Origin of the sequence: Solimonas terrae, from assembly GCF_011067135.1 — a bacterium.
GTDB lineage: Bacteria > Pseudomonadota > Gammaproteobacteria > Nevskiales > Nevskiaceae > Solimonas > Solimonas terrae.
In genome coordinates this window covers 122,282-147,676 of record NZ_JAAMOW010000004.1, presented here as the reverse complement: position 1 = coordinate 147,676, position 25,395 = coordinate 122,282, and the positions used below count along the sequence as shown (strand labels likewise).

Annotated in this window: 22 protein-coding genes; 9 read left to right on the top strand and 13 right to left on the bottom strand. The window is 65.1% G+C overall.

What is annotated here, in order from left to right; genetic code table 11:
- The first annotated feature begins 200 nt into the window (after nt 1-200).
- The 4 genes from G7Y85_RS08815 to G7Y85_RS08800 are packed head-to-tail and all read left to right on the top strand — an operon-like array spanning nt 201 to nt 3,600.
- Nucleotides 201-1,394: a 3-ketosteroid-9-alpha-monooxygenase, oxygenase component gene (locus G7Y85_RS08815; protein ID WP_166255084.1), complete on the top strand. Its 1,194-nt coding sequence runs from the start codon at nt 201-203 to the stop codon at nt 1,392-1,394.
- Between the two features lie 24 nt (nt 1,395-1,418).
- On the top strand, nt 1,419-1,580 hold the full coding sequence (rd, locus tag G7Y85_RS08810; protein WP_166255079.1) for a rubredoxin: 162 nt from the start codon (nt 1,419-1,421) through the stop codon (nt 1,578-1,580).
- A 42-nt stretch (nt 1,581-1,622) separates the two neighbouring features.
- Entirely contained in the window at nt 1,623-3,173 is a 1,551-nt protein-coding gene (locus tag G7Y85_RS08805; protein ID WP_166255076.1) for an FAD-dependent oxidoreductase, read from the top strand.
- A gap of 10 nt (nt 3,174-3,183) precedes the next feature.
- Nucleotides 3,184-3,600, top strand: a complete 417-nt coding sequence (locus G7Y85_RS08800; RefSeq protein ID WP_166255073.1) for a c-type cytochrome — start codon at nt 3,184-3,186, stop codon at nt 3,598-3,600.
- Between the two features lie 35 nt (nt 3,601-3,635).
- Here G7Y85_RS08800 and G7Y85_RS08795 read toward each other — a convergent pair whose 3' ends face one another.
- From G7Y85_RS08795 to G7Y85_RS08765, 7 genes are all read right to left on the bottom strand, one after another.
- The gene (locus G7Y85_RS08795) at nt 3,636-4,289 is read right to left on the bottom strand and encodes a glutathione S-transferase family protein (RefSeq protein WP_166255070.1); all 654 of its coding nucleotides are present in this window, start codon (nt 4,287-4,289) and stop codon (nt 3,636-3,638) included.
- 26 nt (nt 4,290-4,315) lie between these two features.
- Nucleotides 4,316-4,804 carry a VOC family protein gene (locus G7Y85_RS08790; protein WP_166255067.1) on the bottom strand — a complete coding sequence of 163 codons (489 nt, stop codon included), beginning with the start codon at nt 4,802-4,804 and terminating at the stop codon, nt 4,316-4,318.
- 202 nt (nt 4,805-5,006) lie between these two features.
- A complete protein-coding gene (locus tag G7Y85_RS08785) occupies nt 5,007-5,846 on the bottom strand; it encodes a hypothetical protein (RefSeq protein ID WP_166255064.1) in 840 nt (279 codons plus the stop codon).
- Nucleotides 5,847-5,989: 143 nt separating this feature from the next.
- Nucleotides 5,990-6,406: a hypothetical protein gene (locus G7Y85_RS08780; protein ID WP_166255062.1), complete on the bottom strand. Its 417-nt coding sequence runs from the start codon at nt 6,404-6,406 to the stop codon at nt 5,990-5,992.
- 11 nt (nt 6,407-6,417) lie between these two features.
- Nucleotides 6,418-7,233: a hypothetical protein gene (locus G7Y85_RS08775; protein WP_166255059.1), complete on the bottom strand. Its 816-nt coding sequence runs from the start codon at nt 7,231-7,233 to the stop codon at nt 6,418-6,420.
- A 43-nt stretch (nt 7,234-7,276) separates the two neighbouring features.
- Entirely contained in the window at nt 7,277-8,056 is a 780-nt protein-coding gene (locus tag G7Y85_RS20105) for a FecR family protein (protein WP_166255056.1), read from the bottom strand.
- 256 nt (nt 8,057-8,312) lie between these two features.
- Nucleotides 8,313-8,681, bottom strand: coding sequence for a carboxymuconolactone decarboxylase family protein (locus G7Y85_RS08765; RefSeq protein ID WP_166255053.1), 369 nt, complete (start codon nt 8,679-8,681; stop codon nt 8,313-8,315).
- Between the two features lie 166 nt (nt 8,682-8,847).
- Here G7Y85_RS08765 and G7Y85_RS08760 point away from each other — a divergent pair, with 166 nt between their 5' ends.
- Nucleotides 8,848-10,758, top strand: a complete 1,911-nt coding sequence (locus tag G7Y85_RS08760; protein ID WP_166255050.1) for a DUF1302 domain-containing protein — start codon at nt 8,848-8,850, stop codon at nt 10,756-10,758.
- A gap of 298 nt (nt 10,759-11,056) precedes the next feature.
- Here G7Y85_RS08760 and G7Y85_RS08755 read toward each other — a convergent pair whose 3' ends face one another.
- The gene (locus tag G7Y85_RS08755) at nt 11,057-12,556 is read right to left on the bottom strand and encodes an aldehyde dehydrogenase family protein (RefSeq protein ID WP_166255047.1); all 1,500 of its coding nucleotides are present in this window, start codon (nt 12,554-12,556) and stop codon (nt 11,057-11,059) included.
- A 76-nt stretch (nt 12,557-12,632) separates the two neighbouring features.
- Nucleotides 12,633-14,000: a DUF1329 domain-containing protein gene (locus tag G7Y85_RS08750; protein ID WP_166255044.1), complete on the bottom strand. Its 1,368-nt coding sequence runs from the start codon at nt 13,998-14,000 to the stop codon at nt 12,633-12,635.
- A gap of 256 nt (nt 14,001-14,256) precedes the next feature.
- Between G7Y85_RS08750 and G7Y85_RS08745 the strand changes: the two genes are divergently transcribed.
- Entirely contained in the window at nt 14,257-15,459 is a 1,203-nt protein-coding gene (locus G7Y85_RS08745) for a helix-turn-helix transcriptional regulator (RefSeq protein ID WP_166255041.1), read from the top strand.
- A 207-nt stretch (nt 15,460-15,666) separates the two neighbouring features.
- On the opposite strand, the gene G7Y85_RS08740 is transcribed toward G7Y85_RS08745, so the two are convergent.
- The 4 genes from G7Y85_RS08740 to G7Y85_RS08725 form a co-directional block, all read right to left on the bottom strand.
- Nucleotides 15,667-16,851, bottom strand: a complete 1,185-nt coding sequence (locus tag G7Y85_RS08740) for a cytochrome P450 (protein ID WP_166255038.1) — start codon at nt 16,849-16,851, stop codon at nt 15,667-15,669.
- Between the two features lie 103 nt (nt 16,852-16,954).
- Nucleotides 16,955-18,322, bottom strand: a complete 1,368-nt coding sequence (locus tag G7Y85_RS08735; protein ID WP_366514934.1) for a DUF1329 domain-containing protein — start codon at nt 18,320-18,322, stop codon at nt 16,955-16,957.
- A gap of 272 nt (nt 18,323-18,594) precedes the next feature.
- Entirely contained in the window at nt 18,595-20,010 is a 1,416-nt protein-coding gene (locus G7Y85_RS08730) for a cytochrome P450 (RefSeq protein ID WP_166255035.1), read from the bottom strand.
- Nucleotides 20,011-20,045: 35 nt separating this feature from the next.
- A complete protein-coding gene (locus G7Y85_RS08725; protein ID WP_166255031.1) occupies nt 20,046-21,329 on the bottom strand; it encodes a cytochrome P450 in 1,284 nt (427 codons plus the stop codon).
- Nucleotides 21,330-21,502: 173 nt separating this feature from the next.
- On the opposite strand from G7Y85_RS08725, the gene G7Y85_RS08720 reads away from it, so the two are divergent.
- The 3 genes from G7Y85_RS08720 (at nt 21,503) to G7Y85_RS08710 (ending at nt 25,379) form a co-directional block, all read left to right on the top strand.
- Nucleotides 21,503-21,829 (top strand): hypothetical protein, encoded by a 327-nt coding sequence (locus G7Y85_RS08720; protein WP_166255028.1) that lies wholly within the window; start codon nt 21,503-21,505, stop codon nt 21,827-21,829.
- A 163-nt stretch (nt 21,830-21,992) separates the two neighbouring features.
- Entirely contained in the window at nt 21,993-24,854 is a 2,862-nt protein-coding gene (locus tag G7Y85_RS08715; protein ID WP_166255025.1) for a lamin tail domain-containing protein, read from the top strand.
- A gap of 126 nt (nt 24,855-24,980) precedes the next feature.
- Nucleotides 24,981-25,379 carry a DUF1801 domain-containing protein gene (locus tag G7Y85_RS08710; RefSeq protein WP_166255022.1) on the top strand — a complete coding sequence of 133 codons (399 nt, stop codon included), beginning with the start codon at nt 24,981-24,983 and terminating at the stop codon, nt 25,377-25,379.
- Nucleotides 25,380-25,395 lie beyond the last annotated feature (16 nt).

Below are 25,395 nucleotides of genomic sequence, written 5' to 3'. Positions count from 1 at the left end.
TCCTCCGGGCTCTGTCGACGGCGCCGGATCTCGATGCCCGGCTGCACCGCGCGAAAACGCAGTGACGTCGTCAGCCGCTAGTTCACGCCCGCGCCGGAATCCTTTCATCCTCCGTTTGGAGGACGATTTGAAAACCTTGTCATCGCAATGTTTTTGGCCATGCTGCCGGCGGACCGGCGCGCGATCGCAAGGAGACGATGATGGGCGACGAACAGCGACACGGCGGGGATCTCAACTACGCAGCGGACACGCTAAAGCGCTCATCCGCCGCCACCGTGCAACGCAATCTGCAGACCATCCCGCGCCTCGCGGACGGCTCGCCGCGCTACGCACGCGGCTGGCACATGGTCGGCTGGAGCGACGAGTTCCCGGCCGGTGAAGTCGTGCCGCGCGACTACTTCGGCATGCGCCTGGCGTTCTATCGCGGCGAAGACGGTTCGGTGCGCTGCCTCGACGCGTTCTGCCCGCATCTGGGCGCCGATCTGTCGGCCGGCAAGGTGATCGGCAACGAGTTGCAGTGCCCGTTCCACAACTGGCAGTACAACGGCGCCGGCACCTGCGTGAAGATTCCGTACTGCGACAAGATCCCGGCCAGGGCGAAGACGCGCTCGTTCGCCACGCGCGAGATGAACGACACGGTGCTGATCTGGTTCGATCCGGAATTCGGCGAGCCCGACTACGAGATTCCGCCGCTCGCCGACTTCTTCCCGGCCGGCGCCGCCGATTCGCAGGGCTGGACGAAAGGCTGGCGACGCTTCCGCATCACGATCAGGACGCACCCGCGCGAAGTGATCGAGAACACGGTCGACAAGGGCCATCTGCTGCCGATCCACGGTTATGACGTGGATCGATGGCTGCCGGTCTGGAACGGCCACATGACCGGCGAGCTGATGTGGGGCACGCACACGCGCCTGGCCGCCGACGTGCAGGACGACAAGCTCTACGTGCGCTCGATCAGCCACGGCCCGTCCTACCAGTACACCTGGCAGACGCAGGATTCGCAGCAGTTCGATTCGGCGATCCTCACCGCCTGGTGTCCGATCGACGAGAACACGCTCGAATACTGGTTCGGCGTCATCGTCAAGGCCAATGCCGCGGAGTTTCCGCCGGAGGCGCTGGAAATGGCCGCGCAGGGCTATTGCGAGGCCTCGTACCAGGCCTTCATGGAAGACGTCTACATCTGGGAGCGCAAGCTCTATCGCGCGGAACCGATGCTGTGCGCGAATGACGGCCCGATCGCCAAGCTGCGGCGCTGGTATGCGCAGTTCTACACCGATCGTGCGAAGTTGCCGAAACCGCTGCACAACCATAATCACGAGTGGACGGTGCATGACCTGCGTGACCGGCAGGCCGAGGTCATCGCCGCCCAGGAGGCCGAATCCGTATCGGCCTGAACCCGAGCACATGAGGGCGAGCCGATGGCGAAGTGGGAATGCACGATCTGCGGGCACATCTACGACGAGGAAAAGGGCGATCCGGATACCGGCATCGCGCCGGGCACCCGCTTCGAGGACATCCCGGACGACTGGGTCTGCCCGGAATGCGGCGCCGGCAAGGACGCCTACGAAAAGATCGAATAGCCGGCGCGGCGCGCGACCGCGTCGCGCACGGAAGGAGGCATGATGAACGAGCATGACGCGCCGGCGACCGGTGGCCGTCGCGATTTCCTGCGCAGGCTGGCGATGGCTTCGGCTGCTGCCGCGACCACTGCTGCGAGCTTCGATCTGTCGGCGGCGACGCCGGCGAAGCGCAGCGAGGTCCGCCATTGGGACGCGGCGACCGACGTGCTGATCGTCGGTTCCGGCGCGGCCGGCATCGCCGCGGCGATCGAAGCGCGTCGCGCCGGCGCCGACGCGCTGGTGATCGAGAAATTCCATATTCCCGGCGGCTCATCGAGCCTTTCCGGCGGCGTCTGCTATTGCGGCGGCGGCACGGCCCTGCAGAAGGCGCTCGGCTTCGACGACAGCGTCGAGGCCATGCATGACTACATGACGGCGGCCAGCGGTCTGCACGCCTCGCCCGACAAGATTCAGCTCTATTGCGAGAACAGCGTCGCGCACTTCGACTGGCTGGTGGCCAACGGCGTGCATTACGCGCAGAAGTTCTCCAATGAAAAGGAGATCTCGATTCCCGACGGCTCGCTGTATTTCTCGGGCAGCGAGCGCGTCTGGCCGTACCGCGACACGATCAAGCCGGCGCCGCGCGGCCACGTGCCGCCGTCGCCGCATCTGATCGGCGGCCGCGATCTGATGGCGGCGCTGACCGCTTCCGCGCTGAAGCTCGGTGCGACGCTGAAGCTGAAGGTTTCCGCCGAACGGCTGATCGTCGAATCCGACGGCAGCATTTCCGGCGCGATCGTCGAAGAAGGCGGCAAACGGCTGAACATCCGCGCGCGACGCGGCGTGGTGCTCGCTGCCGGCGGTTTCATTCACAACCGGCCGATGCTGGAACGGTTCGCGCCCGAACTCGCGTCCTGCTCGGCGCCCTGGGGCCGCGCCGGCGATCTCGGCATCGGCATCCAGATGGGCATGGCGGCGGGCGGCGCGGTGCTGCGCATGAATCAGGGTTTCGTGGTGATTCCGATCTACCCGCCGGAATCCATCGTCAAGGGCATCATCGTCAACGACAAGGGCCAGCGCTTCGTGCCGGAAGACGGCTACTACGGCCTGCTCGGTCACGAGATCACCTTCCATCAGAACGGCCGCGCGTGGCTGATCGCCGACAAGGACATTGCCTTCGGCTGGGACGACTTCCGCCTGCCGGTTGCGGCGACTGCCGACAGCATCGATGCACTCGAAACGAAATTGAAAATGCCGCCTGGCGCCCTGACGCAGACCGTCGACTACTACAATCGTCACGCGAAGGACGGTCAGGACCCCTTGCTGCACAAGGTCGATCACTTCAACGCGCCGCTGGCCGCAGCGCCGTTCACCGCCTACGACCTGTCGGTCGGCAACGTGTTCGCGCCGGTCCACACCTTCGGCGGTCTGCAGACCAACACCGATGCGCAGGTCATCAACGCATTCGGCGAGGTGATTCCCGGTTTGTATGCGGCCGGCCGCACCAGTGCCGGCATTCCGGTCGGGCCGTACATCGGCAGCGGGGTTTCGGTCGGCGACGCGAGCTATTTCGGCCGCCGCGGCGGTCGCCACGCGGCACTGCGGACGGCATGAGGAACAGACGATGAAAACCGTACTCGCCTTCGTTCTGGTGCTCGGCAGTGTCGTGATCGCGCAGGCCGCGCCGCCGGCCGATGCGCCGGTCATGTCGGCTGCCGCACCGGCGCCGATCGGCGATGTCGCACGCGGTCGCAAGGTCTTCTTCCAGTGCCGTACCTGCCACTACCCGGAGAAGGCCTACGGCAATCACAACGGTCCGAACCTCTACGACGTGTTCGGCCGCAAGGCCGGCACGCGCGAAGGCTACGAACACTATTCGGAGACGATGAAGCACGCCGGCTTCGTCTGGACACCGCAACTGCTGGACTTCTGGCTCGCCCATCCGGACACGTTCCTGCCGGACAGCAACATGATCGTGTTTCCGACCACCGCGCAGGAACGCGCCGATCTGATCGCGTATCTGCAGACCTTCCACGACTGAGCCTGCACGGCGCCGTCGCGATGACGCGTGCGATCTCAGTCCCGATCCGGCGCGCCGAGCGGAAAGTACGGGCGGAAGTACCGCGCCTCGTCGACGCAGCGAGCGAACGACGGCCGCGCCAGCAGGCGCCGGCGATAGGCGATCAGGTTCGCGAAGCTCGCGGCGATCGGATGCGCCCAGTCGGCGTAGAACAGCGACGGGGCGGCGGCGCAGTCGGCGAGGCTGAAATCGTCGCCGGCCGCCCATTCGCGCTTTGCCATCACGCCGTCGAGCCAGGCATAGGCGCCGTCCAGCATCGTGCGCGCTTCGGCGACACCGTAGGCATCCCGATCGGCCTCCGGCCGCAGGGCATTGCCGACCAGCTTCTGGGTCGGCGTCATCACGTAGTTGTCGAAGAAGCGATCCATGGTCCGCACGTCGAGCGCGGCGTGCGGCGCCGCCGGAATCAGCGCGACCGCGCCCGGATGGAAACGCTGCAGATGCTCGATGATGATCGTCGCCTCGACGACAGTGCGGCCGCTGTCGACCAGGATCGGAAAGCGCCTGATCGGCCACAGTGCCGCGAGCTCGGCATCGGTTTCCGGCGTGCCGAGCTTGCGGTACTCGAACGCCGTGTCGTTCTCGTAGAGCGCGATCAGGGCCTTCTGGCTGTAGGACGAAAACGGGTGCGCGTAGAGTGTCGGTTTCATGTTGAACATTCCGGGCCAGGCCAGCATCAGCCGGCGTAAGCTTTCTGCAGGGTGGCGATATCGAGCTTGGTCATCGGCATGATCGCCGCAAACACGCGCGCCGCGCGTGCCGGATCGCCGGTCAGCCACTCACTGATCATCGCCGGCACGACCTGCCATGACACGCCGTAACGGTCCTTGAGCCAGCCGCAGGCCTGCACGCCACCGCCCGCGCCGAGGGCGTCCCAGTAGTAATCGACATCGGCCTGCGTCTCGCAATCGACCTGCAGCGACATCGCTTCGTTGAACCGGAACTGCGGTCCGCCGTTGAGCGCGGTGAACGGCTGTCCATTGAGCTCGAATTCGACGGTCAGCACCGAGCCCGGCCGCTGGCCATGGACGTCCTGGCCGGCCTCGACGTAATGCGAGATGCCGGTGATTTTCGAGTTCGGGAAGATGCCGACGTAGAACCGGGCGGCTTCCTCTCCCTTGCCGTCGAACCACAGGCAGGGGGTGATGCGGGTCTTCGCTTTCATGACAACTCCTGTTCGATCCGTGATCGCGATGCAGGCCCGGCATCGCGGTTTCATGAACACGACGAACGGGCCTGCCGGATTTCGACATGGCGTCGTCGCGGCGCGTCCTGTCCGTCCGGCAGCAATTCTCGCGCACGCCCGCCACGAAAACGAAAACGGCCCCGTCAGGGGCCGTTCCACCGAAGCTGCCTGGCGCGTCGGCTCAGGCGATCGGCCCGACGATCCAGGTGAACAGATCGAGCAGCAGCAGCACGATCATGCTGACCGCCGAAGCTTCGAGTGCCGCGCGCGAGATCGTCCAGGGCCGGGCGGAATCCTCGTCCAGACGGTAAACGTTGGGGAAGCTGACGATGAAATACAGCGCGTAGCAGGCCGAGCCGATCGACAGCATGCGCGGGATGTCCACATACCAGACGTTGGCGCGCGACATCTGCGACGACGACACGTAGAAGTAGGTTTCCGCCCAGGCAAAGAAATACGCCGCGGCGGCGACCGTGACCACCCACAGCAGGCCGCGCAACCAGGGCGCAGCTGCGGTCGTCATCGTCCGCACGCGGCGCATCAGCACCACGGCGATCGTGTGATAGACGATGAAGAACGCCACCGCGTTGAGGTACATGCTGGGCGGCACCTTGCGGAAGCTCGCGAGCGCGCTCGCTTCGTCCGGGCCGAGCAGCGCGGAGTCGAAATACCAGCTGACGTGCGGGAAGCGATAGCGGATGCCGAGTACATCGAAGAAGTACTCCGTGCCGAAGTACGTCATGAAAAAGACGTAGACGAACATGTAGACGTTGTACTTGAACCAGTAGCTGCGCCGCCACGGCACGCCACTGTTGCGGCGCAGCCACCACGGCAGCAGCACGCAGTACGGAACCCACATCAGCAGGTTCTGCACGACGTTCCAGAAGTTGCCGGTGTCGAGCAGCCCGTTGGACAGCACGATGTAGTTGTAAATGCCGAACACCGGCACGAAGGCGAGAAAGAATTTCTCGGCCCAGGCCTTGTCCGGATTCTTCGAGAACCAGTAGCCCGGCAGTGTCATCGTCGCGTCTCCCCGCGCCGGTCGACGTGCCGGCTGCGCCCATGCTCAAGGCAACGGGCGATCATCGCGGCCCTCATTTGAGGGAGACATGCCGACCCGGCTGCGCGATCCGCGCGCCGGGTGCCGGGCTGCGACGAACCGCGTCAGCTGCAGGCGTTTGCGATCGGGACGGCGACCGAGATCGGCGCGACCGGATCGATGCTGACGATCTTCAGTTGATGGACGACGACCTTGACCGGCTGGCCGTCGTCGGCAAGCGTGAGGATGACGTAGTCGTCGGTGCCCTCATCGTCGCCGAGCAGCGCGAAGTCGGCACCGACGCGATCGCCGACGCCCTGCCCGCCGAGGATGGTCAGCCCGCCGAACACGGATTCCAGGCCGCCGGCCAGACCCCGCGACGACTTGCTGGAAATCTCGCCCATCGACTGCACACCGCTGTCGACCCCGGTGCCGCCGGGCAAGGACCCCGAAGCACCGCCACTGCCACTGTTCTGCGCCCACGCCAGCGTGCTCAGTGCACCGAACGCGGCTGCCGACAACACGATGCGGATGATTTTCATGGCGCCTCCCATTACCAGAACCGGCTCAGGTCGTAGCCGAAGCCGACCGATCCGGCGATGCCGGTCTTCAGACCCTCTTCGCGCCCGAGGTTGAAGGCCCCCAGCGTGAAGGACAGCGGAACATGTTCGAACGGCGCAACCGAGACGCCGGCATTGAGGAAGCGCCCGGAGTCGTCGACGATCAGCGACACCTGGCGCCGGAAGAAGAACGCGAGGCTGCCGAACGGGCTGCTGCCACGCGTCGAGTGCGTGAACTGGTTGTCGCCGATGCCGACGTTGCCGACCAGTGCGTAACGACTGCCGAACAGTGTCAGCGGAAACACCTTGGCCGCTGCCACGTAGACGCTCGCGCTGTTCGGGCCATCGGCGGCGCCCCAGGGCGCCACGTCGATCACGCCCAGCGCGAATGATGCCGAGCCGGGCAACTCGGTGTGCAGCTTGAATGCGAACGAGCCCGCCTTGCCGAAGCCGTCGCCGTTGTGTCCGGTCAGCGAGGACAGCCCGACGCTGGTTTCGAGGCCGACATAGCGCGACGGATCGCCGAGTCCGAGCGTGATGCCGGCACTGCCGTCGTCGAAGTGACCGTTGCCGTTGCGGCTGCCGTCGCGCAGGGCGAATACGCCGACGCCGACTGCGCCGCCACTGGCACCGAATGCGAGCGGGGAGCCGAAGGTGGAGCCGGCGTAGCCGTAGGTCTGCTGCTGCTCGCCGTAGGCATAGCTGCCGGACGCCGTGGCGTAGGACGCACTCTGCGTCTGAGCGGCCGCGTTCAGCGACACCCCGAGCAGCAGGGCTGCGAACAGCGAAGCACGAATGGTTATCTGCATGATGTCGAATCCTGTCGATCGTTGGCAGTCACGGGGCCCGGGCTCACTGACACGACGTCGTCGGGTCCGGAATCGGCAACAGCTTGATGAAGCCCGGTTCGAACGACAGCAGAACCTGGGTGCCGTCCTTGAGGGTCATTGCGTACTGGCCGACGCCGACATCCATCAGCTTGCCGCCGGCGTTCTTCATGAAGATGCCCCCCTTGATCACGCCGACGACGACACCGCCCCTGGCACCGAGCTTGCCGCCGGCCTGGGCGTCGAGCTGCGAGGCCTCGCCGTCGTTCGGCAGGATCACGACATAATCCGTGCCGCGAATGCCCATGGTCGCAACCGGCGTGGTGATGCGGTACTGATCCTCGCGGTGCCCGATCAAGCCCGAGACCGCGCGAAAGCCGCCGCGCAGCAAGCGGAAAAACGCGCGCGAACCACCGGCGGCGGGAGCAGCAGCGGGAGCGGGAGCTGGCTCCGCAGCAGCTGCGGCGACCGGCGCCCTGGCCACGGGCGCGGCCGGTGCAGCAGCCGGCGCCGGCTGGTACTGATACGCCTCGATCTGGAAGCGCGTATTCGGCCGCAGCAGCACGTAGCCACCGTCACGGAAATGCATGTTGAGATAGCCGTCGGCACCACTGTTGATGATGTCGCCGGCGTACAGCGGATCGCCGCGCTTCAGGCGCCGCGCGTGCCCGTCGCTGCCGAGCGCACTGCCATGGCCGCTCAGCAGCACGACCTCCGCAGCCGGCACCGGCGGCGTCGACGCCGGACCTTGCGCCCAGACGGGCGCGGCAAACATCAGCAGAAAACCCCATGCGTACGCCTTCATCAAGCCGCTCCGGTTCGCGTTTGCAACGATAGATCGTTCATCGCACCGCACGCTCGGTGCCGGCGATGCCCGCGGACGCCCCCGCTCCCGAACCGGTGTCCCGGCGGCGATGACGCCGCCGGACCCGGCGCATGCTGCGGATCCCCGGCATCCTTATATGGCTTTTCGGCCCCGCCCGGCAATCGGCAGCCCGCCAGACGGTGACCGAGCGCACACCGCCACCGCAAAAAGCCGTCGCACCCGCTCGGCAAGGCGCTCAGGCGCCGGGGTTCGCCCGGATCGTCGACACGATCCGGAACAGCTGCGAGCCGCGCGGATAGCCCACGTACTGCGTCAGGAAGATCGACAGCGCATCGAGCTGGTCGGCACGCAGCTCACCGCGTTTCAGCGCGGCGCGGATCTGGATTTCCAGCGTCGTCGCATCGCCCAGCGCCGTGATCGCGCCGATCAGCAGCAGGCGGCGATCGCGCAGCGACAGGGTTTCGTCCGCCCACACGGTGCCGAACAGGGTTTCGAGCATGAAGTCGATGAACGGACCGCCGTCGCCGGGCGGCAGCTGCACGTCGCCGGCGTAGACCTCGTTGAACCATTCGACGCCTTTTTCGCGGTCGTATTTCTTGAGCATCGCGGCTTCGCCCTGCAGTGATCCGGAGGCGCGATCCTAGGCCGGCAAAAAGCCTTGCGTCAAAAATGTTTCTTGCTGCATGACTACCTTGTTTGAGGGAGGCCCGGCGTCATGCCGGACTCCTAATGTGGGCGCAGCGTTCCACTATAAGAAAGGGGAGAAGCCGATGGCATCTCACGGGGAGCATCGCCATCGTTCGTCGCGGATCGCCGTCGCAACGGCGCTGCTGCTCGCCGCGGACGGCATCGGAACGGCGAGCGCCGCATCGTTCGACCTGTTCGGCATGGACGCCGAGACGCAGTTCTCGGCCACCTACTCCGCGGCGTGGCGCCTGCAGAGTCCGGATCGGCGGCTGATCGATGCACCGGGCGCCGCAAGCATTCCCGTGCCGGAATACTTCAAGGTTCCGGAGTCGGCGAACTACGACGACGGCAATCGCAATTTCAAGAAAGGCGCGATGGTCGACAATCGCATCACGACGCTGGGCGAGCTTCTTCTGCGCAAGAACGACTTCGGCGTCGAGCTGCGCGGCGATGCGTTCTACGACGACGCCTATCGGCACCGCAACGACAACGATTCACCGGACACGATCAGCAAGACCGACGGCGCCTACAACGAGTTCAGCGGCAAGGCGCAGTACTACGACGGGGCGCGCGCGCGCCTGCTCGATGCCTACATTTTCGGGACCTGGTATCTCGGCGACGAAACCGTGCTGAGCCTGCGCCTCGGCCAGCAGGTCGCGGCCTGGGGCGAGAGCCTGTTCTTCGACGGTATCGCGCTGGCGCAGGGTCCGGCCGACGCGACCAAGGCCAATGTGCCGGGCGCGGACGTCAAGAGCATCCTGCTGCCGGTCAACCAGCTCTCGATGCAGCTGTCGCTGAACGACCAATGGACGCTGCTCGGGCAGTACAAGCTGGCCTTCAAACCGACCGAGCTCGATCCGGTCGGCGAATATTTTTCCGTGACCGATGTCGTCGGTCCTGGCGCCGAATTCATCTACGGCCTCGACAATCCGTTCTATCTGGCCAGCTACAGCGACTTCAATGTGCTGTCCAGCGATGCCGTCGATCTCGTCAACCTCGGCCTCAGCGCGCTCGCCCCGAACCTGCCGGTCGGCGGCCTCACTGCGGCAGCCGGACAGATACTCAACGGTCTGGATGCGATCCTGCCCGACGTGCCGGTGCCGGTCGGCCAGCTCAGCCAACCCGGCACGCCGCGCTACATCAATGTGCAACGCGGCCCGGACAAGCGTCCGAGCTGGGCCGGCCAATACGGCATCGGCCTGAAATACCAGGTGACGCCGGTGACCAACATCGGCCTGTACTGGCTGCGCTACCACAGCACCACGCCGGCGCCGGTGCAGAACTACGGATATGCACCGCTGGTCGGCGGCACAGACGGCGTGCCGCCGCTGGTCACCACGCAGATCCTCAATCTCAAGGTGCCCGTCACCTACAACGTGCACTACTTCGGCGGCATCCACCTCGCCGGCCTGAGCTTTTCGACATCGCTGTTCGGCGTCAACGTCGCCGGCGAGGCAATCTATCGCGACGGCGCCGATGTGCTGGTCGATGTCGACGGCGGTCTGCTCGGCCCGGTGCCGACGCCGGTGCGCTCGAAGATCTACCAGGGCCTGATGTCCGGCATCTATTCGTTCGGGCCGGGCCTGTTCTGGGACTCGCTGTCGGTCGTCGGCGAAGGCGGCTTCATCCATGTCGCCGACAACGACGCCGGCTGCGGACCGACCAGCTGCACGAAGCAGCTCACCTACACCCGCGATGCCTCGGCCATCTCGACGCTCGCCATCATCAATCGCAACAACGTGATCTCCGGCTGGGATCTGTCGATGCCGGTCAGCTACTCGCAGATGATCAACGGCCAAAGCTCATTGCTGTCCGGCTTCGGTGCACTGATGGGCCCGCACGACAAGCGCTTCGGCGTCGGCGCCTACATGACCTATCTCGAAAAGCTCACCTTCGGCGTGCAGTACAGCGGCTTCTTCGGCAAGCCCGACCTGCGAGCGAATCCGTATGCGGATCGCGACAACATCGGGCTGACGGTGAAGTACAACTTCTGATCACGGAATCGTCGATTGCCTGCACGCTCGCGCCCTTCAGCGAAGCCGATGCTGGCGGAACTTGGGGTTCGTCTGCTTCATGCCGGGAGCGGGCGGGCGCAGCCGGATACAGCTCAACGTCGACCTCATTCAGGCTCGGGGTAACGCGGACGCCAGCTCGATCGTCGAGCCCGTCCGTGCTCGACGCCTTCGTTCAGCAGTCCGGGCATGGGCTGAAACAGCCTCTCGTGAAATCTGCTCGCCGCAAACGGAAAGGGCGCCATGCGGCGCCCTTTCCGTTGCTCGGTATCGTTTGCCCTCAACGCTTGAACAGCCCCACTACGCGAATGAGTCCGTCGATCGCCTTGACCATGCCGGCGGGGACGGGCTTGCCTTCGAGCAGCTGCGTGAGCTGTTTCTTGTACTTGTCGGTCAGCGGCGGAAACATGGTGCGCGGGTCGACGACTTTCGGGCCTTCCTCGAACACGGTGCGCGCGTTCGAGCATTCGGCAAAGGTGTTGAAGCCGACCAGGCGACCGATGCCGCTGTGGTTGACGCCGCCGAACGGCAGGTACGGATTGGTGCCGGACTGCACCACGTTGTGGTTCAGCACCATGCTGCCGGAGGTGGTGTTCTTCAGGAAGAATTCCCAGGATTCGCGATCCTTCGAGAACACGTAGGAGGCCAGCGGCTTGTCGTGCTTGCGGACGTAGCTGACGACTTCCTCGCGATCGCGGTACGGCATGACGACGATCACCGGCCCGAAAATCTCTTCCTGCATGATCTTCATGTCCGGCGTCGTGTTGGTGACGACGGTCGGCGCGATGTAACGGTCCTCGGCGCGAAACTCGCCACCCATGACGATCTTCGCGCCCTTGGCACGCGCATCTTCGACGAGCGCCTTGATACGCTCGAAATGACGCGCATTGATGACGCGCGGATATTCGGGGTTCTTGTCGAAGCCTTCGCCGCGCGGGTTGTACATCGCGGTGATTTCCCTGACCAGCGCATCGACGTAGCGCTGGAACACCGACTCGTGCGCGAACACGTAGTCCGGGGCGATGCAGGCCTGACCAGCGTTGCACATGCGGCCCCACGACGTCTTCAGCGCGGCATCCTCGACATCGGCGCTGGCATCGACGATCGACGGATTCTTGCCGCCCATCTCCAGCGTCACCGAAGCAAAGTGCTCGGCTGCGGCACGCATCACGATGCGGCCTACCGTGTTGTTGCCGATGTAGAAGATGTGATGGAACGGACAGGCGAGCAGCGCGGTCGCCGCTTCGACGCCGCCTTCGATGATGGTGACTTCGCCGTCCGGGAACGCTTCCTTGACGATCTCCGCCATCACCCTGGACGACTGCGGCGCCAGCTCGGACGGTTTGACGATGACGACATTGCCGGCCGCCAGTGCGCCCAGCACCGGCAGGAAGCCAATCACGTATGGCGCATTCCAGCTCGGCAGCACCAGCACCATGCCCTTGGCTTCGTAGTGCAGATAGCATTTCTTGCCGAGCGTCATCAGCGACGGCGGCGCCGACTTGTCGCTCATCCAGTCGGCCAGGTTCTGCTCGATGTGCTCGGCTTCCATCTTGAGCATCACGAGCTCGCCGTCGACGTCCGGCGGCGACAGGCCGCGTTCGGCCTTGACCGCCTCGTAGATGCGCGGCCGCGCGGCGAGCGTCGCCGCCATCAGGCGACGGATGCGCGCGATGCGCTGCTCGGCGGTGCTCTGCGAAACCTGCGGAACGCGCGCGGCGAGACGATCGAAGCTCGCACGCACATCATTGTTGACGGGCAGACTGACGACGGTGCTCATGACAACTCCCGGGACCCAGTAATGCGCCCCGCATGTTCCGCCTTCGGGAAGCGGAACACCTCGTCCGGATGGTGGATCAATGCCCGGATCGCGCCGCCGCGTCCGGCGTGAATTCGGCAGGCGACATCGGCCGGTTGATCTGCCACCACTTGCGGCTTTCATTGACCAGATAGCCGGCTTCGTAGGTGCCGGCGTTGAGGTCGTGATAGATCGACACGCCGCGGTGCCAGGCGTGGCCCTCCTGCGAGTAGTGATAGGTGATCAGCGGCACGCGCCAGAGCGCGCCTCGCGCGTCGTAGTTGTCGGCCAGCGAGACCAGCCAGGTGTCTTCGTCGGCGTACAGGCGGCGCTTCGCGTAGATGTGGCGGAAGCCCTGCTTGAGCGTGCCTTCGATGATCCACACGCGATGCAGTTCGTAGCGCAGATAATCCGGATTGACCGTGTCCGGCTTGATCAGCTCGCTGTACTTCACCGCTGGATCATTGATCCTGAAGTTGTCGTACGGAATGTAGATTTCCTTCTTGCCGACCAGCTTCCAGGTGTAACGCTCGGGCGAACCGTTGAAGCCGTAATCGTCATCGACCGTGCGGAAGCCCGCGGGCGGCACCGGATAGTCGAAGCCGACTTCCGGCGCCTGACGCACGCGGCGCGTGCCCGGCAGGTATTGCCAGGACTGCGTTGCCGCACTGGTGTAGTTGTTCGGCTGGAACCCGACCGCGACAAAGCCGCGATCGCGTTCCGGCAGCAGGTAGCCGGTATAGAAGTGCGCCGTGAACTGCTCGCTGTAAGTGTGTTCGCGGTCCGGCTTGTTGTTGTCGACCAGCACGCGGAAGTTCTGCCGGCCCCAGGCCACCGCACCGCCGGCGTAGACATCGGCGATATCGCAGATCGCCTGCTCGGTGTAGACGCGTCCGGCGTTGCTGACGTTCCAGATCGCCTCCAGCCCGCTCTTGGTGATCGGGAACGGAATCGCCCCGGCGATGCCCTTGAGGCCTTTGCCGTCGTCGACGATTTCGGCACTGACCGCATTCTTCCTCGCCTTCTCGCAGGTGTCCGGCGCATCGTCGAAGTCGCGATGGCTGGGATAGACATTCATGCGATACGACTTCGGATATTTCTTCAGCAGGGCCTGCTCGCCCTCGCTGAGCTTGTCCGCGTACTGCGTCATGTTGTCGGCGGTGATCGTGAACAGCGGCTTTTCATTCGCGTACGGTCCCGGGACATAGCCGGACGCTTCCTTCACGCCGGGCCAGGTGCCGTGGAACTTTCCGGTCCATTGCGCAACGCCGGCCGGGCTGCCGGCTTTCTCGGCGCCGTTGCAGGTCAGCCTGTCACCGCCCAGTGTCGCGGCTTCGGCAGCCGACACCGCGGCCATCGCACTTGTCGAAGCCAGCGCCAGCATCGTCCCGCAAGCGACGAATGCGAAAGCGTTTTTCAGGTCCATCGTGCTCCTCCTCGTTGGCGGTGCGGCCGGCTTTTCGATCTGCCGACTCGCTGCCCGGAAAGTGAACCGCGCGTGTGTCCGTGACTCGCCACAGATTACAATTCAATCGCAATGTTTTATAAAGACCACTCGGCGAGTATCGCGTTTCCGATACTCGTGATTCGGACACGGCCCGCGCATCCCCCAAAGCAGTGAGGTTTTGGGTCGCATGCCCGCAGTCCGGCACCCATCGCAGCACATGTAGGGAGGAGAGCCCATGCCCGAGAACGTCCACTACCTGCGCGAGGCCGCGCGAAGCCGGCGAACGGCACCGACCACCGCCGCATTGTTTGCCGACGACCCGGACGGCGCGCAGCTCAACGAACTGCTGGACGCGATCTACGAAGGCCCGGCGACGCGCCCGCCCTGGAGTGACGCGCTGCATGTTTTGCAGCGGCGTCTCGATGCCGCGCACGTGGCGTTGATCCTGCGGCCGCCGATGGCCGACGCGTTCGGCACGATGATCCACATCGGCAGCGAAGACGCGGCGGCGATGGAGTCGTACACCAAACACCTGTTCGCGCTCGATCCGTTCGTGCATCTGCGCGAAGGCGATGTCGTGACGCCGGAAGAACTGATCGGCGAGAAGTGGCTGGACGGCCCGATCTACCGCGACTATCTGAAGCCGCTCGACGTGCGCTACCTGCTCGGCGCCGACTTCTACACACCGGACGGCATCGAATGCCGCCTGCGCATCACGCGTCCGCACGGCGCATCGCCGTTCGGCGAGGACGAACGCGCACTGGTGCGCTTCGTGCTGCCGCACCTGAAGCGCTCGTTGCGCCAGCAGGTGCGCGAGGAATTGCTGGAATGCGAACGCCAGCTGCTGGCCGGCACGGTCAATCGCATGGCGCTCGGCGTCATCAATCTCGGTGCCGATGGCAGCGTGCTCGACATGAACGACGAGGCGAAGCGCATCCTCGGCGAACGCGACGGCATCATCCTGACACCGGCCGGCCTGAGCTCGGAAAGCCTGCAGACACGACGCGACCTGCATCGCCTGATCGAACTGGCCGTCAACAAGCCGGAGTCGCGCGCCCCCGGCGTCGCCGATGCGATGCCGATCGTGCGCCCCTCCGGCCGCAGCCGGCTGGCGGTGCTCGTCAAACCCGTCCCGCCCGGCGCCTGGCCGGACCATCACAGCCGGCCGGCCGCGATGCTGTTCGTGCGCGATCCGGAGGCCAACGCACCGAGCGGCGCGCAGGAACTCGCGCGGCGCCTGCTGGGGCTGACGCGCGTCGAGACGCGGTTGGCGATGTTCCTCACCGAAGGCCATTCGCTGGACGAAACCGCCGACCTGATGAACATCCGCCGCAACACCGCGCGCACGCATTTGCGTTCGATCTTCAGCAAGACGGGGGTCACACGGCAGACGATGCTGGTGCGGCTGATGCTGAAAAGCGTATTCACGCTGGGGTGAGTCGGGAAAAGCGGATTGCCTGAATGGCAATCCGCCCCGACGAACGCGCGAGCCTCCGACGAGGGCCGGGGTTCAATCAGGAAATAAGGCCGCGCCATGGACGGCGTTACCGCTTTACCGATTCGCCACGCGCTGGATGGTCGTTTCAGTGGGTTGATCTGGCCTCTTGTTTCGCGCTGTCGCGCGGGCCGCGCTTGTGCGGAGCCGTCAGCTCTGCACCGTGAATCTCGCCGGGACCGTCGTGAAGCCGCGCACATTCGGATTGTGCGCCCGCGTCAGTCCCGCCTCGTCGATCTCGTAATCCGGCATCGCTTTGAGGATTTCCTCGAACACGACGCGCGCTTCGAGGCGCGCGAGCGCCGAGCCCAGGCAGGCGTGAATGCCGAGGCCGAAGGCCAGATGATCGCGGGCGCCACGGCGCACGTCGTAGCGGTCGGGTTGCGGGTATTTGTCGGCGTCGCGGTTCGCGGAAATGATGCACAGGCCGATGCGTGCGCCTTCGGGAATCGTCTTGCCGCGCATCGTGATGTCGGTGCCGGCGCGGCGCACGATGATCTGCGAAGAGCCATCGAAGCGCAGCGTCTCCTCGACGGCATTGCCGATCAGCGACGGATCTTCGATCAGCAAGCGGCGTTGATCCGGGTGCTGCCACAGCCGGTAGGCCATGTTGCCGATCAGCTTGGTCGTCGTCTCGTTGCCGGCGATCGCCAGCAGGATCAGAGTGCCAACCACCTGCGGATGCTGCATCGTGCCGGCCTGCTCGGCGCCGAGCATGACGCCGAGCAGATCCCGACCGGGCGGCCCCGCGGCGTGCTTCGCCGAATGCGCCTCGAAATACTGCGCCATGTTGATGAAGCCGCCGATGTTGCGTTCGGACAGGGCGTGCTGCTTGTCCTCGCGCGCGATCAGATCATCGGCCCAGCCACGGACCCGGTCCTGGTCCTCGAGCGGCACGCCGGTCATCGTCGAGATCACGTCCATCGGCAGAAAGCAGCCAAGGTCGGCGACGAAGTCGATGCGGCCGCCGGCGAGTCGCGGCTTCAGCAGCGCCCGCGTGCGCTCGCGGATGTACTGTTCCAGCGCCTTGACCGCGACCGGCGTCATCAACGGCATGAACAGGTTGCGCACGCGCGTGTGCTCGGGCGGATCGCTGAAGATGAACATCGGATACGGCAGGGCTTCGGTCGACCCTTTTTCGAGCGAAGTCGCGCCGGTATTGATGAAGCGCTTGAAGTCGCGGAACGCGGCGAAGACATCGTCCCACTTGGTCAGGAACCAGAGGTCGAGCTCTTCGTTGTAGTGCACCGGGTCCTGCTCGCGGAGAGCCTGGTAGGTCGGGTACGGGTCCCAGTGGAACTGGTGCTCGTAGGGGTCGAGTCGCAGCGCTTGCATCGCAATCTCCTCACCGCGCCGCTCGTGCGGCGGCGCGCATCGAGCATCGGCCACAAGGCGACCCGCGATCCTCCCTCAAACGGCCGATGGATGCGGCGGCGGATCAGTGACTCAGACGCGCCGCGGCACCGGGCGTGAACTGCGAAACCGACATCGGCCGGTTGATCTCCCACCACAGGCGGCTCTCGTTGACCAGATAGCCGGCCTCGTAGGAACCGGACTGCAGGTCCTGGTAGATGGACACGCCGCGATGCCAGGCGTGGCCTTCCTGCGAGTAGTGATAGGTGATCAGCGGCACGCGCCACAGTTGGCCGCGGCCGTCGTAGTTGTCGGCGGTCGATACCAGCCAGCTGTCCTCGTCCGCGTACAGACGGCGTTTCGCGTAGATGTGGCGGAAGCCCTTCTTCAAGGTGCCTTCGATGATCCACACGCGGTGCAGCTCGTAGCGCAGATAATCCGGATTGACGGTGTCCGGCTTGATCAGCTCGCTGTACTTGAGCGCCGGATCGTTGATCCGGAAATTGTCGTACGGAATGTAGATTTCCCTCTTGCCGACCAGCTTCCAGTCGTAGCGTTCGGGCGACCCGTTGAACCCGTGATCGTCGTCGCTGGTGCGAAAGCCCGCCGGCGGGACCGGATAGTCGAAGCCGACTTCCGGCGCCTGACGCACGCGCCGCGTGCCGGGCTGGTACTGCCAGGACTGCGTCGAACTGTCGGTGTAGTTGTTCGGCTGGAAGCCGACCGCGACCAGACCGCGATCACGCTCCGGCAGCATGGAAACGGCGAAGAAGTGCGCGGCGATCTTGTCGCTGTACGAGGTCTGCCGGCCCGGCGTGTCATTGTCGACCAGCACCTTCAGCTCCTGCCGCCCCCAGCCAACGGTGCCGCCGGGATAGACATCGGCGATGTCGAAGATCGCGTGCTCGCTGTACATGCGGCCGGCATTGCCGACGTTCCAGACTGCTTCGAGGCCGCTTTCCGGATACGGGAACGGGATCGCGCCGGCGACGCCCTTGACGCCCTTGCCGTCATCGACCAGCTCGGCGCTGACGGCATTCTGCTTCGCGCGTGCACAGGTTTCCGGCGCATCGTCGAAATCGCGATGGCTGGGGTAGACGTTCATGCGATACGTGTTCGGGTACTTCTTCAGCAGCGCCTTCTCGCCTTCGCTGAGCTGCCCGGCGTACTGCGCGGCATTGACCGCGGTGATCGTGAACAAAGGCTTTTCGTCGGCATACGGCCCCGGCTCGTAGCCGGATTTCCTGGTGATGCCCGGCCAGCTGCCCTTGAAGCGGCCGGTCCACTGCGCGACGCCGGTCGTCGAGCCGGCCTTTTCGGCGCCATTGCAGGTGAGCTTGTCACCGCCAAGCGCCGCCGCCTCGGCCGGCGACACCGTAGCCGCGACATTCGCAGAAGACAGGCCGAGCCCGGTCGCGAACAACAGGCCTGCGAAATTCGTTCTGAGACGCACGCGTTCCTCCTCGTTGGGGATGCGGGTCGCCTTGCTGTCCGCGAGCCCGCGATCCGGAATTCATCGTCGCGACCGTGCGTACACATGCTTCGCCACCGATCACATCGGCATCGAGTTCAGCGCGCGCAGGGTTGCAGGGCCATACTCCGCATTGTGCTGCGGTGTGCCTCACCCAAAGCGGTGAGCCGGTCCGCGGCGACAGCCGCATTCCTCTACCCGCGCGCGGGGAAAAGGTCGAGGCGAGGGGTTCTCCTGCGCGCCGGGCGCGAGCTTCATGCCGCAGGCGCAAGACTCGGCGTGCGGCGGCCGAGGACCTTGACCTTGAAGCTCATCGCCGGACCCGGCGTCGGCGCGGTCTTGGTCTTCAGCTCGTAGTCGGGCGACTCGAGGGCCAGATCGAAGTTGTGGAACACCTCGGCCATCGTCATCGCCAGCAGCACTTCGGCGAGGCTCTTGCCGAGACAGGTGTGATGGCCGCGACCGTATGGCGAATACGCGCCGATCTGCATGTGCTCGGCGCGCGGCTTGGCGTAGCGATCGACGTCGAAGCTGCCGGCGTCGGGATAGAACTCGTTCTGGAAATGCGGCACGGCCGTGCCGAGATAGATCATCTCGCCTTCGCGAATCAGATGGCCGCCGAACACGAAGTCCTTGTTGGCCGTGCGGATCTGCGCAACGGCGATCGGGTACAGCCGCATGGTCTCCATGATCGCGCCGTTGAGCACCGGCAGGTCCTTCATGAACTGCTCTTCGTCGACCGGCCGGCCTTTCGCGTACAGCGCATCGACTTCGGCGTGGATGCGCTTGAGCACGTCCGGATGCTTGAGCACGGTGTAGACGATCGCCGAGGTCGTGTTCGCCACGGTATCGAGACCGGCGACATACGGGCCGGTCATCAGCATCACCAGATCGCCCTTCGGCACCAGGTCCGGATCGCGCTGATGCGCTTCCATGACATCGTCGATCAGCGTCTTGTATTCCTCGGGCGTCGCGCCGCCGGAGGCGATGCGCTGCTCGTACTGGCGGATCATCTGATGGCCGAGCTCGAACATGCGGGCTTTGGCGCGCCTGTACTTCGGCATCTTCATCAAGAACTTCGGGCGCTGGCGCGTGACCAGCACATTGAGGATGTAGAGGATCGTCGTGCGAATGTCCTGCACGTATTCGCGCGGCGTCTGGCCGGTCAGCACCATGCCGAGCTGTTCGACGACGAGGTACTGCATCGCCTGCACCACCGGCACCTTCCTGCCCGGCTGCCAGTCGCGCAGCAGCGCCGTGCGCGTGATGTCGAGCACTTCCTGATAGCGGCCTTTGATCGATTCCTTGGAGAAGCCGCGCTTCATCACCGCGCGCATCTGCTTGTGCAGCTCGCCGTCGACCGCGGTCAGCATCTTCGAGGCGCCGAATTCCTTGACCAGCGGCTCCCAGGCTTCCTTCGAGCGCAGTGATTCCTTGCCTTCACGCGTGCCCATGAAGGTCGCCGCTTCGGCTCCGGCGATCACGGTCAGATCATTGCCGAACACGCGCACGCGAAACGCCGAGCCGTAATCGCGATAGCAGCGCGCGAAGAACTTCGCCGGGCTTGCGGCCATCTCGATCGTGCTGCCGATCAGCGGCAGGCCGCGCACCATCGGCGGACGCGGAGCAGTGGTGATGTCGGGCGCGACGGCGGGGGCGGCGGTATTCATGGGGCGATCTCGTTTCGGGTGCAGTGACGGTGTGCCTACGCAGCCTTGCGTTGCGCAGCGACGTTGGTCTTGACGATCAGCCGGTTGATGCGGCGCGCGTTGTGGTGGTTGTAGTCGTAGTCGATGTGGCCGTCGCCGTCGGCCAGCTCGGCATCCGGAAAGCGCTTCATCAATTCCTGGATCATCAGGCCGCCCTGCACGCGCACGAGGTAGGTGCCGATGCAGAAGTGCGCGCCGGCGCCGAACACGAGGTTGCCGTCGAGGCGGCGTTCGATGTTCAGCTGCATCGGGTTTTCCCACTTCGCCGGATCGATCCACGCGGCAGTGAGATTGAGCAGGATCGACTGGCCTTTCTTGAACTGCTGGCCGCGCCATTCGATGTCTTCGGTGACGAAGCGGAACTGCGGCGTCTTGCCGAACGCGCCGACGCGCAGCAGTTCGATGATCGCGTTCTCCATCAGCTCGGGTTTCTCGCGCAGCAGTGCGTACTGCTGCGGATTGCTCAGCAGGCCCTTGATTGCGTACGTGTGCAGATCGGTCGCGGTGTCGGAGCCGGCGACGATCACCGCCTGGATGATCGAGACGATCTGGTAGTCGTTCAGCGTATCGCCGTTGTCCGATGCCGATACCAGACTGCCGATGAAGTCGTCGCCCGGGTGCGCGGCTTCGCGGCGTTCCCTGATCAGATCGAGGAAATACTGGAAGCCGGGCAGCGTGTCCTGCATCGACTTCTCGCGTTCCCTGGCCGGCAGATTGATGCGCGTCGACTTGACGACGTTGACGGCGAAGTCATGGAAGAAGGTCTCCATGTTGGTCGGCACACCGACCATGCGCGCGATCGACCGCACCGGCAGCTTCTCGGCGATCATCGAGAACGCATCGAATTCGTCGGGCGTGCCGATCTCGTCGAAGCAGGTCACGATCAGGTCGCGGATCTTGGCGTCGATCTTGCCCATCACCGGTTTGGAAAACGCCGGCATCGTCAGCTTGCGCAGGCGCAGGTGGTTCTTCGGATCGACGACGAACAGGCCGGCGTCGATCGCGCGTTCGAAATGGTTCTGCTGCTCGAAAGGCTTGGGCGGCGGCGCATGCTCCCAGTGCATGTAGCTGGTCGAGAAGCGGTTGTCCTTGAGCATTTCCATCAGCGCGTCGTGGCTGCTGACGACCCACATCTGCAGGTCCTTGTGCCAGGCCACGGGATAGTCCGCGACCAGGCGGTTCCAGGTGTCCCAGGGCGAGCGGATGAAGTCTTTGGAATACGGATTGAAGATCTTGCCGTCGATTTCGACACGGCTCGCTGCGGCTACGCTTGCAGTCATGGTCCGGCTCCTCGTACGGCCGTCGACGCGGCCTTCGGTTCAGGGGCAAAGCGCCTGATGTGCAGTTTTTCAAACGCATTCTCGAAATTCTTACTCCGCATGGAGTAGGTCTTGCCGCCGCTGTCCGGCGGCCGCGCCCTATGATGTCGGCCGCACTCATGGGAGCCCCCGCAATGTCTGGCCTGCTCGCACTGTTTTTTGCCGGTGTTTTTCTCGTCAACGGCGTACCGCACTTCGTCAACGGGGTCAGCGGCCGCAACTTTCCGAGCCCGTTCGCGTCGCCGCCCGGTCGTGGCGAATCGACCGCGCGCACCAATGTGCTGTGGGGCGCGCTCAACTTCGCGATCGGCTACGGCCTCGGCTGGCGTCTCGCGCATTTCGACCCCGGGCAGAGCGCGCAGCTCGCCGCACTGTGCGTCGGAGGTCTGCTGATGGCGCTGGCGATCAGCTCCCATTTCGGCAAGTTGTATGGCGGTGCGACGGCGAAGCCGAAACGCTGATTGCACGGGCGATGCCGTGTCCATGACGGCGCGGCGCGAACGTGTCTGCCGCATGGCCGAGGCCTCGCGCCGGCGCGGTCCGCGTCACGGAGTCGAAACCGGAATGAAATAAACCGCCGCTACCGTGCGCGATGGACAAACGACCATCGAACCCATCGCACTCATGAAAATCGTTGCCTCGCCGGCGTTGCCGGCCCTGTTTCTGCTCACGAACATCGCGTTGCTGTCGGCCTGCAGCAACAACAACGACAACAGTGGCGACACGCCGCCGACGACGGACGACACGCCGACGCTTTCCTTCACGTCGCCGCAAAGCAGCTACGAGCTCGACAACTACCATCAGACGGGCAGTTTCGCGCTCGATGTCGGCAGCGGCGACAACCTGCTGGCCGCCGAGGCATCCGGCGTCACCTACAACGCGAGCACCGACACGCTGTTCGTCATCGGCGACGGCGGTACGTCGATCGTGCAGGTCAAGAAGACCGGCGAGATCATCGATTCCATGGAGCTGTCGCCGGGCGCGTTCGAAGACACCGAAGGCATCTCCTGGGTCGGCGGCAATCAGTTCGTGCTCGTCGAAGAGCGCCTGCGCCAGATCGACCAGTTCACCTATGTCGCCGGTTCGACGCTGGACGCGTCCAAGGCCAGGACCGTCAAGCTCGGCACGACCATCGGCAACATCGGCCTCGAAGGCGTCAGCTTCGACCCGATGACCTCGGGCTACATCTTCGCCAAGCAGATGGACCCGATGGGAGTGTTCCAGTCGACGGTCGATTTCACCGCCGGCACGGCGTCGAACGGTTCGGCCTCCACCGACGAGTCGACCAATCTGTTCGATCCGGCGCTGCTCGGTCTGCCGTCGGCCTCGATCAACGACGTGTTCGCGTTGTCGAACATCCTGACGTCGTCGGCACCCGATTACGACAATCTGCTGATCGACGACGCGTCGGACGGCCGAATCGTCAAGGTCGACCGCGCCGGCCACGTCCAGAGCACCCTCGCGATGAGCGCGTCCGCCCAGAACGAAGGTGTGACGATGGACAGCGACGGCAAGCTCTACACCGTCGGTGAAAAGGCCGCCGGCGGCGACGGCCACCCCGGCATGACGGTTTTCGCGCCCACCACGGACAAGAGCGCGGTCGGCACCGGCAGCAACCTGTACCTGAGCTTCGCGCAGGACGTGAGCGCGGGCAGCGGCAACATCACGCTCAGCAACGGCGGCAACGACGTCCGCACGATTCCCGTGACCGACGCGCAGGTCACGATCAGCGGCAAGGTCGTGAAGATCAATCCCACCTGGGATCTGGCGCCGGGTTCGACCTACAGCATCAGCTACGCCGACGGCACCTTCACCGGCGATTCGACGGTCTCGGCTGCCACGCTGAGCTTCAAGACCGTCGGCGAAAGCGACGCCACGCCGCCGACGCTGACCAGCGCCTCGCCGGTCGACGACGCCACCAATGTCGGGATCGACACCAGCATCACGCTCGATTTCAACGAAACGGTACGCCCGGGCAGCGGCAGCATCCTGATCGAGAGCACGGACAGCGATACGCGCACCATCGATGTCAACGACGCCACGCAGGTGACGTTCAGCGGTTCGACGGTCACGATCAAGCCCGACGCGGCGCTGCTGCACAGCACCGGCTACGACGTGCGGATGACGTCCGGCGTCATCACCGATACCTCGGGCAATGCCTACGCCGGCATCACGTCATCGTCGTCGCTCAACTTCACCACCGTCGCGGCAGTGGTCGCCGCACCGACGGTGCTGATCACCGAAGTGAACTCGAAGGAGAACTCGGACGACGGTGCCGACTTCTTCGAGCTCTACAACTACGGTTCGGCGGATGTCGATATCTCGGGCTGGAAGTGGAGTGACAACCACGCCACGGCCACGGATTCCAACAACTACGAGGTGTTCGCCTCCGGCACGGTGATTCCGGCAGGCGGCACGCTGGTTGTCACCAACGGCACGGCCAGCGATGACGTCGCGACCTTCAAGACCGCCTGGGGCCTGGATGCGAGCACCACGGTGCTCAGCATGGGCACTCATGGCATCGGTCTCGGCAAGGGCGACGCGGTCATCCTGTTCGGTGCCGACGGCAAGCTGGTCACGGCCCTGAACTACGGCGACGACATTCCCGACGCGACGCAGGGCGATGGCTCGAAGGTCGACGTGCCGACGTCCCCGGCCGCGGCCGGCGTGACGTTCGCGTCCGGCAGCCATGCCGGCACCGCGTTCGGTGGCACCGACAGCGGCTCGGCGGTGTGGGACGGCGTTTCCACCTCGGCGCCGGCCTATACGGCAGCCAGGGTCGGCGACGCCCTGGGTTCGTACGCCGCGCCGGGCAATGCGGCCGACATCGGCTCGCCGGGCAAGGCAGCGGCGGTCGCGGCGGCACCGACCGTGCTGATCACCGAAGTGAACTCGAAAGAGAACTCGGATGGCGGCGCCGACTTCTTCGAGCTCTACAACTACGGCTCGGCGAACGTCGACATCTCCGGCTGGAAGTGGAGCGACAACCACGCCACCGCCACCGACGCCAGCAACTACGAGGTCTTCCCGGCCGGGACGGTCATCGCGGCGGGCAGCCGCCTGATCGTGACCAACGGTACGGCCAGCGATGACGTCGCAAGCTTCAAGACCGCCTGGGGCCTGGATGCAGGCACCACGGTGCTCAGCATGGGCACCGTGGGCATCGGTCTCGGCAAGGCCGATGCGGTCGTCCTGTTCGGTGCCGACGGCAAGCTGGTCACGGCCCTGAACTACGGCGATGCCGTCGACGCAACGCAGGGCGACGGCTCGACGGTCGCGGTGCCGACGTCCCCGGCCTCGACCGGCGTGACGTTTACGTCGGGCAGTCACGCCGGCACCGCGTTCGGCGGCACGGACAGCACCTCGGCGGTCTGGGACGGCGTTTCCACCACGGCACCAGCCTATACGGCGGCCAAGGTCGGCGATGCGCTGGCCTCTTACGCCGCGCCGGGCAATGCGGCCGATATCGGCTCGCCCGGTCAGTAAGCCCGGTGTCGACAATGGAGCCACGGCAGGTCAGGCGCAGGCCGTGCCGCCCTGCACCTCGGTCTTGTACGATGAGAGAATGGAAGTTGGTGCGTCACATTTGCGTGAGATCGTCGAGACGAATCGATGAGCCGGCTGATGCTGTTCCCGGAATCGGTCAAGCGAGCGCCGGAGATCGAGATCTGGATGCGTGCACATTCGGACAGCCTGGGGGCAATCGCGCAGCACTGGTTTGACGTCATGCGTGCTTGTGGCGAGGACGTGCGCGAGCTTTTGCACGACGGTCATCCGACGGCCTGCCTGGGCGAGGCGGCTTTCGGCTACGTCAACGCGTTCACGTCGCACGTCAATGTCGGCTTCTTTCTCGGCGCCGAACTGGCCGATCCCGGAAATCTCCTGGAAGGCAGCGGCAAATTCATGCGCCACGTGAAACTGCGGCCCGATCGCGCGGCCGATGCGGCGGCGCTGACGGCGCTGATCGAGTCGGCATATGCGGACATGAAGGCGCGCCTGATCGGGCGGTGAGCCGTGCAGCGCGGCA

What these genes read in the sequence shown, in the direction of transcription:
- G7Y85_RS08815 (WP_166255084.1), top strand. Translation starts at nt 201, where the DNA reads ATGGGCGACGAACAGCGACACGGCGGGGATCTCAACTACGCAGCGGAC.
- rd (WP_166255079.1), top strand. Translation starts at nt 1,419, where the DNA reads ATGGCGAAGTGGGAATGCACGATCTGCGGGCACATCTACGACGAGGAA.
- G7Y85_RS08805 (WP_166255076.1), top strand. Translation starts at nt 1,623, where the DNA reads ATGAACGAGCATGACGCGCCGGCGACCGGTGGCCGTCGCGATTTCCTG.
- G7Y85_RS08800 (WP_166255073.1), top strand. Translation starts at nt 3,184, where the DNA reads ATGAAAACCGTACTCGCCTTCGTTCTGGTGCTCGGCAGTGTCGTGATC.
- G7Y85_RS08795 (WP_166255070.1), bottom strand. Translation starts at nt 4,289, where the DNA reads ATGAAACCGACACTCTACGCGCACCCGTTTTCGTCCTACAGCCAGAAG.
- G7Y85_RS08790 (WP_166255067.1), bottom strand. Translation starts at nt 4,804, where the DNA reads ATGAAAGCGAAGACCCGCATCACCCCCTGCCTGTGGTTCGACGGCAAG.
- G7Y85_RS08785 (WP_166255064.1), bottom strand. Translation starts at nt 5,846, where the DNA reads ATGACACTGCCGGGCTACTGGTTCTCGAAGAATCCGGACAAGGCCTGG.
- G7Y85_RS08780 (WP_166255062.1), bottom strand. Translation starts at nt 6,406, where the DNA reads ATGAAAATCATCCGCATCGTGTTGTCGGCAGCCGCGTTCGGTGCACTG.
- G7Y85_RS08775 (WP_166255059.1), bottom strand. Translation starts at nt 7,233, where the DNA reads ATGCAGATAACCATTCGTGCTTCGCTGTTCGCAGCCCTGCTGCTCGGG.
- G7Y85_RS20105 (WP_166255056.1), bottom strand. Translation starts at nt 8,056, where the DNA reads ATGAAGGCGTACGCATGGGGTTTTCTGCTGATGTTTGCCGCGCCCGTC.
- G7Y85_RS08765 (WP_166255053.1), bottom strand. Translation starts at nt 8,681, where the DNA reads ATGCTCAAGAAATACGACCGCGAAAAAGGCGTCGAATGGTTCAACGAG.
- G7Y85_RS08760 (WP_166255050.1), top strand. Translation starts at nt 8,848, where the DNA reads ATGGCATCTCACGGGGAGCATCGCCATCGTTCGTCGCGGATCGCCGTC.
- G7Y85_RS08755 (WP_166255047.1), bottom strand. Translation starts at nt 12,556, where the DNA reads ATGAGCACCGTCGTCAGTCTGCCCGTCAACAATGATGTGCGTGCGAGC.
- G7Y85_RS08750 (WP_166255044.1), bottom strand. Translation starts at nt 14,000, where the DNA reads ATGGACCTGAAAAACGCTTTCGCATTCGTCGCTTGCGGGACGATGCTG.
- G7Y85_RS08745 (WP_166255041.1), top strand. Translation starts at nt 14,257, where the DNA reads ATGCCCGAGAACGTCCACTACCTGCGCGAGGCCGCGCGAAGCCGGCGA.
- G7Y85_RS08740 (WP_166255038.1), bottom strand. Translation starts at nt 16,851, where the DNA reads ATGCAAGCGCTGCGACTCGACCCCTACGAGCACCAGTTCCACTGGGAC.
- G7Y85_RS08730 (WP_166255035.1), bottom strand. Translation starts at nt 20,010, where the DNA reads ATGAATACCGCCGCCCCCGCCGTCGCGCCCGACATCACCACTGCTCCG.
- G7Y85_RS08725 (WP_166255031.1), bottom strand. Translation starts at nt 21,329, where the DNA reads ATGACTGCAAGCGTAGCCGCAGCGAGCCGTGTCGAAATCGACGGCAAG.
- G7Y85_RS08720 (WP_166255028.1), top strand. Translation starts at nt 21,503, where the DNA reads ATGTCTGGCCTGCTCGCACTGTTTTTTGCCGGTGTTTTTCTCGTCAAC.
- G7Y85_RS08715 (WP_166255025.1), top strand. Translation starts at nt 21,993, where the DNA reads ATGAAAATCGTTGCCTCGCCGGCGTTGCCGGCCCTGTTTCTGCTCACG.
- G7Y85_RS08710 (WP_166255022.1), top strand. Translation starts at nt 24,981, where the DNA reads ATGAGCCGGCTGATGCTGTTCCCGGAATCGGTCAAGCGAGCGCCGGAG.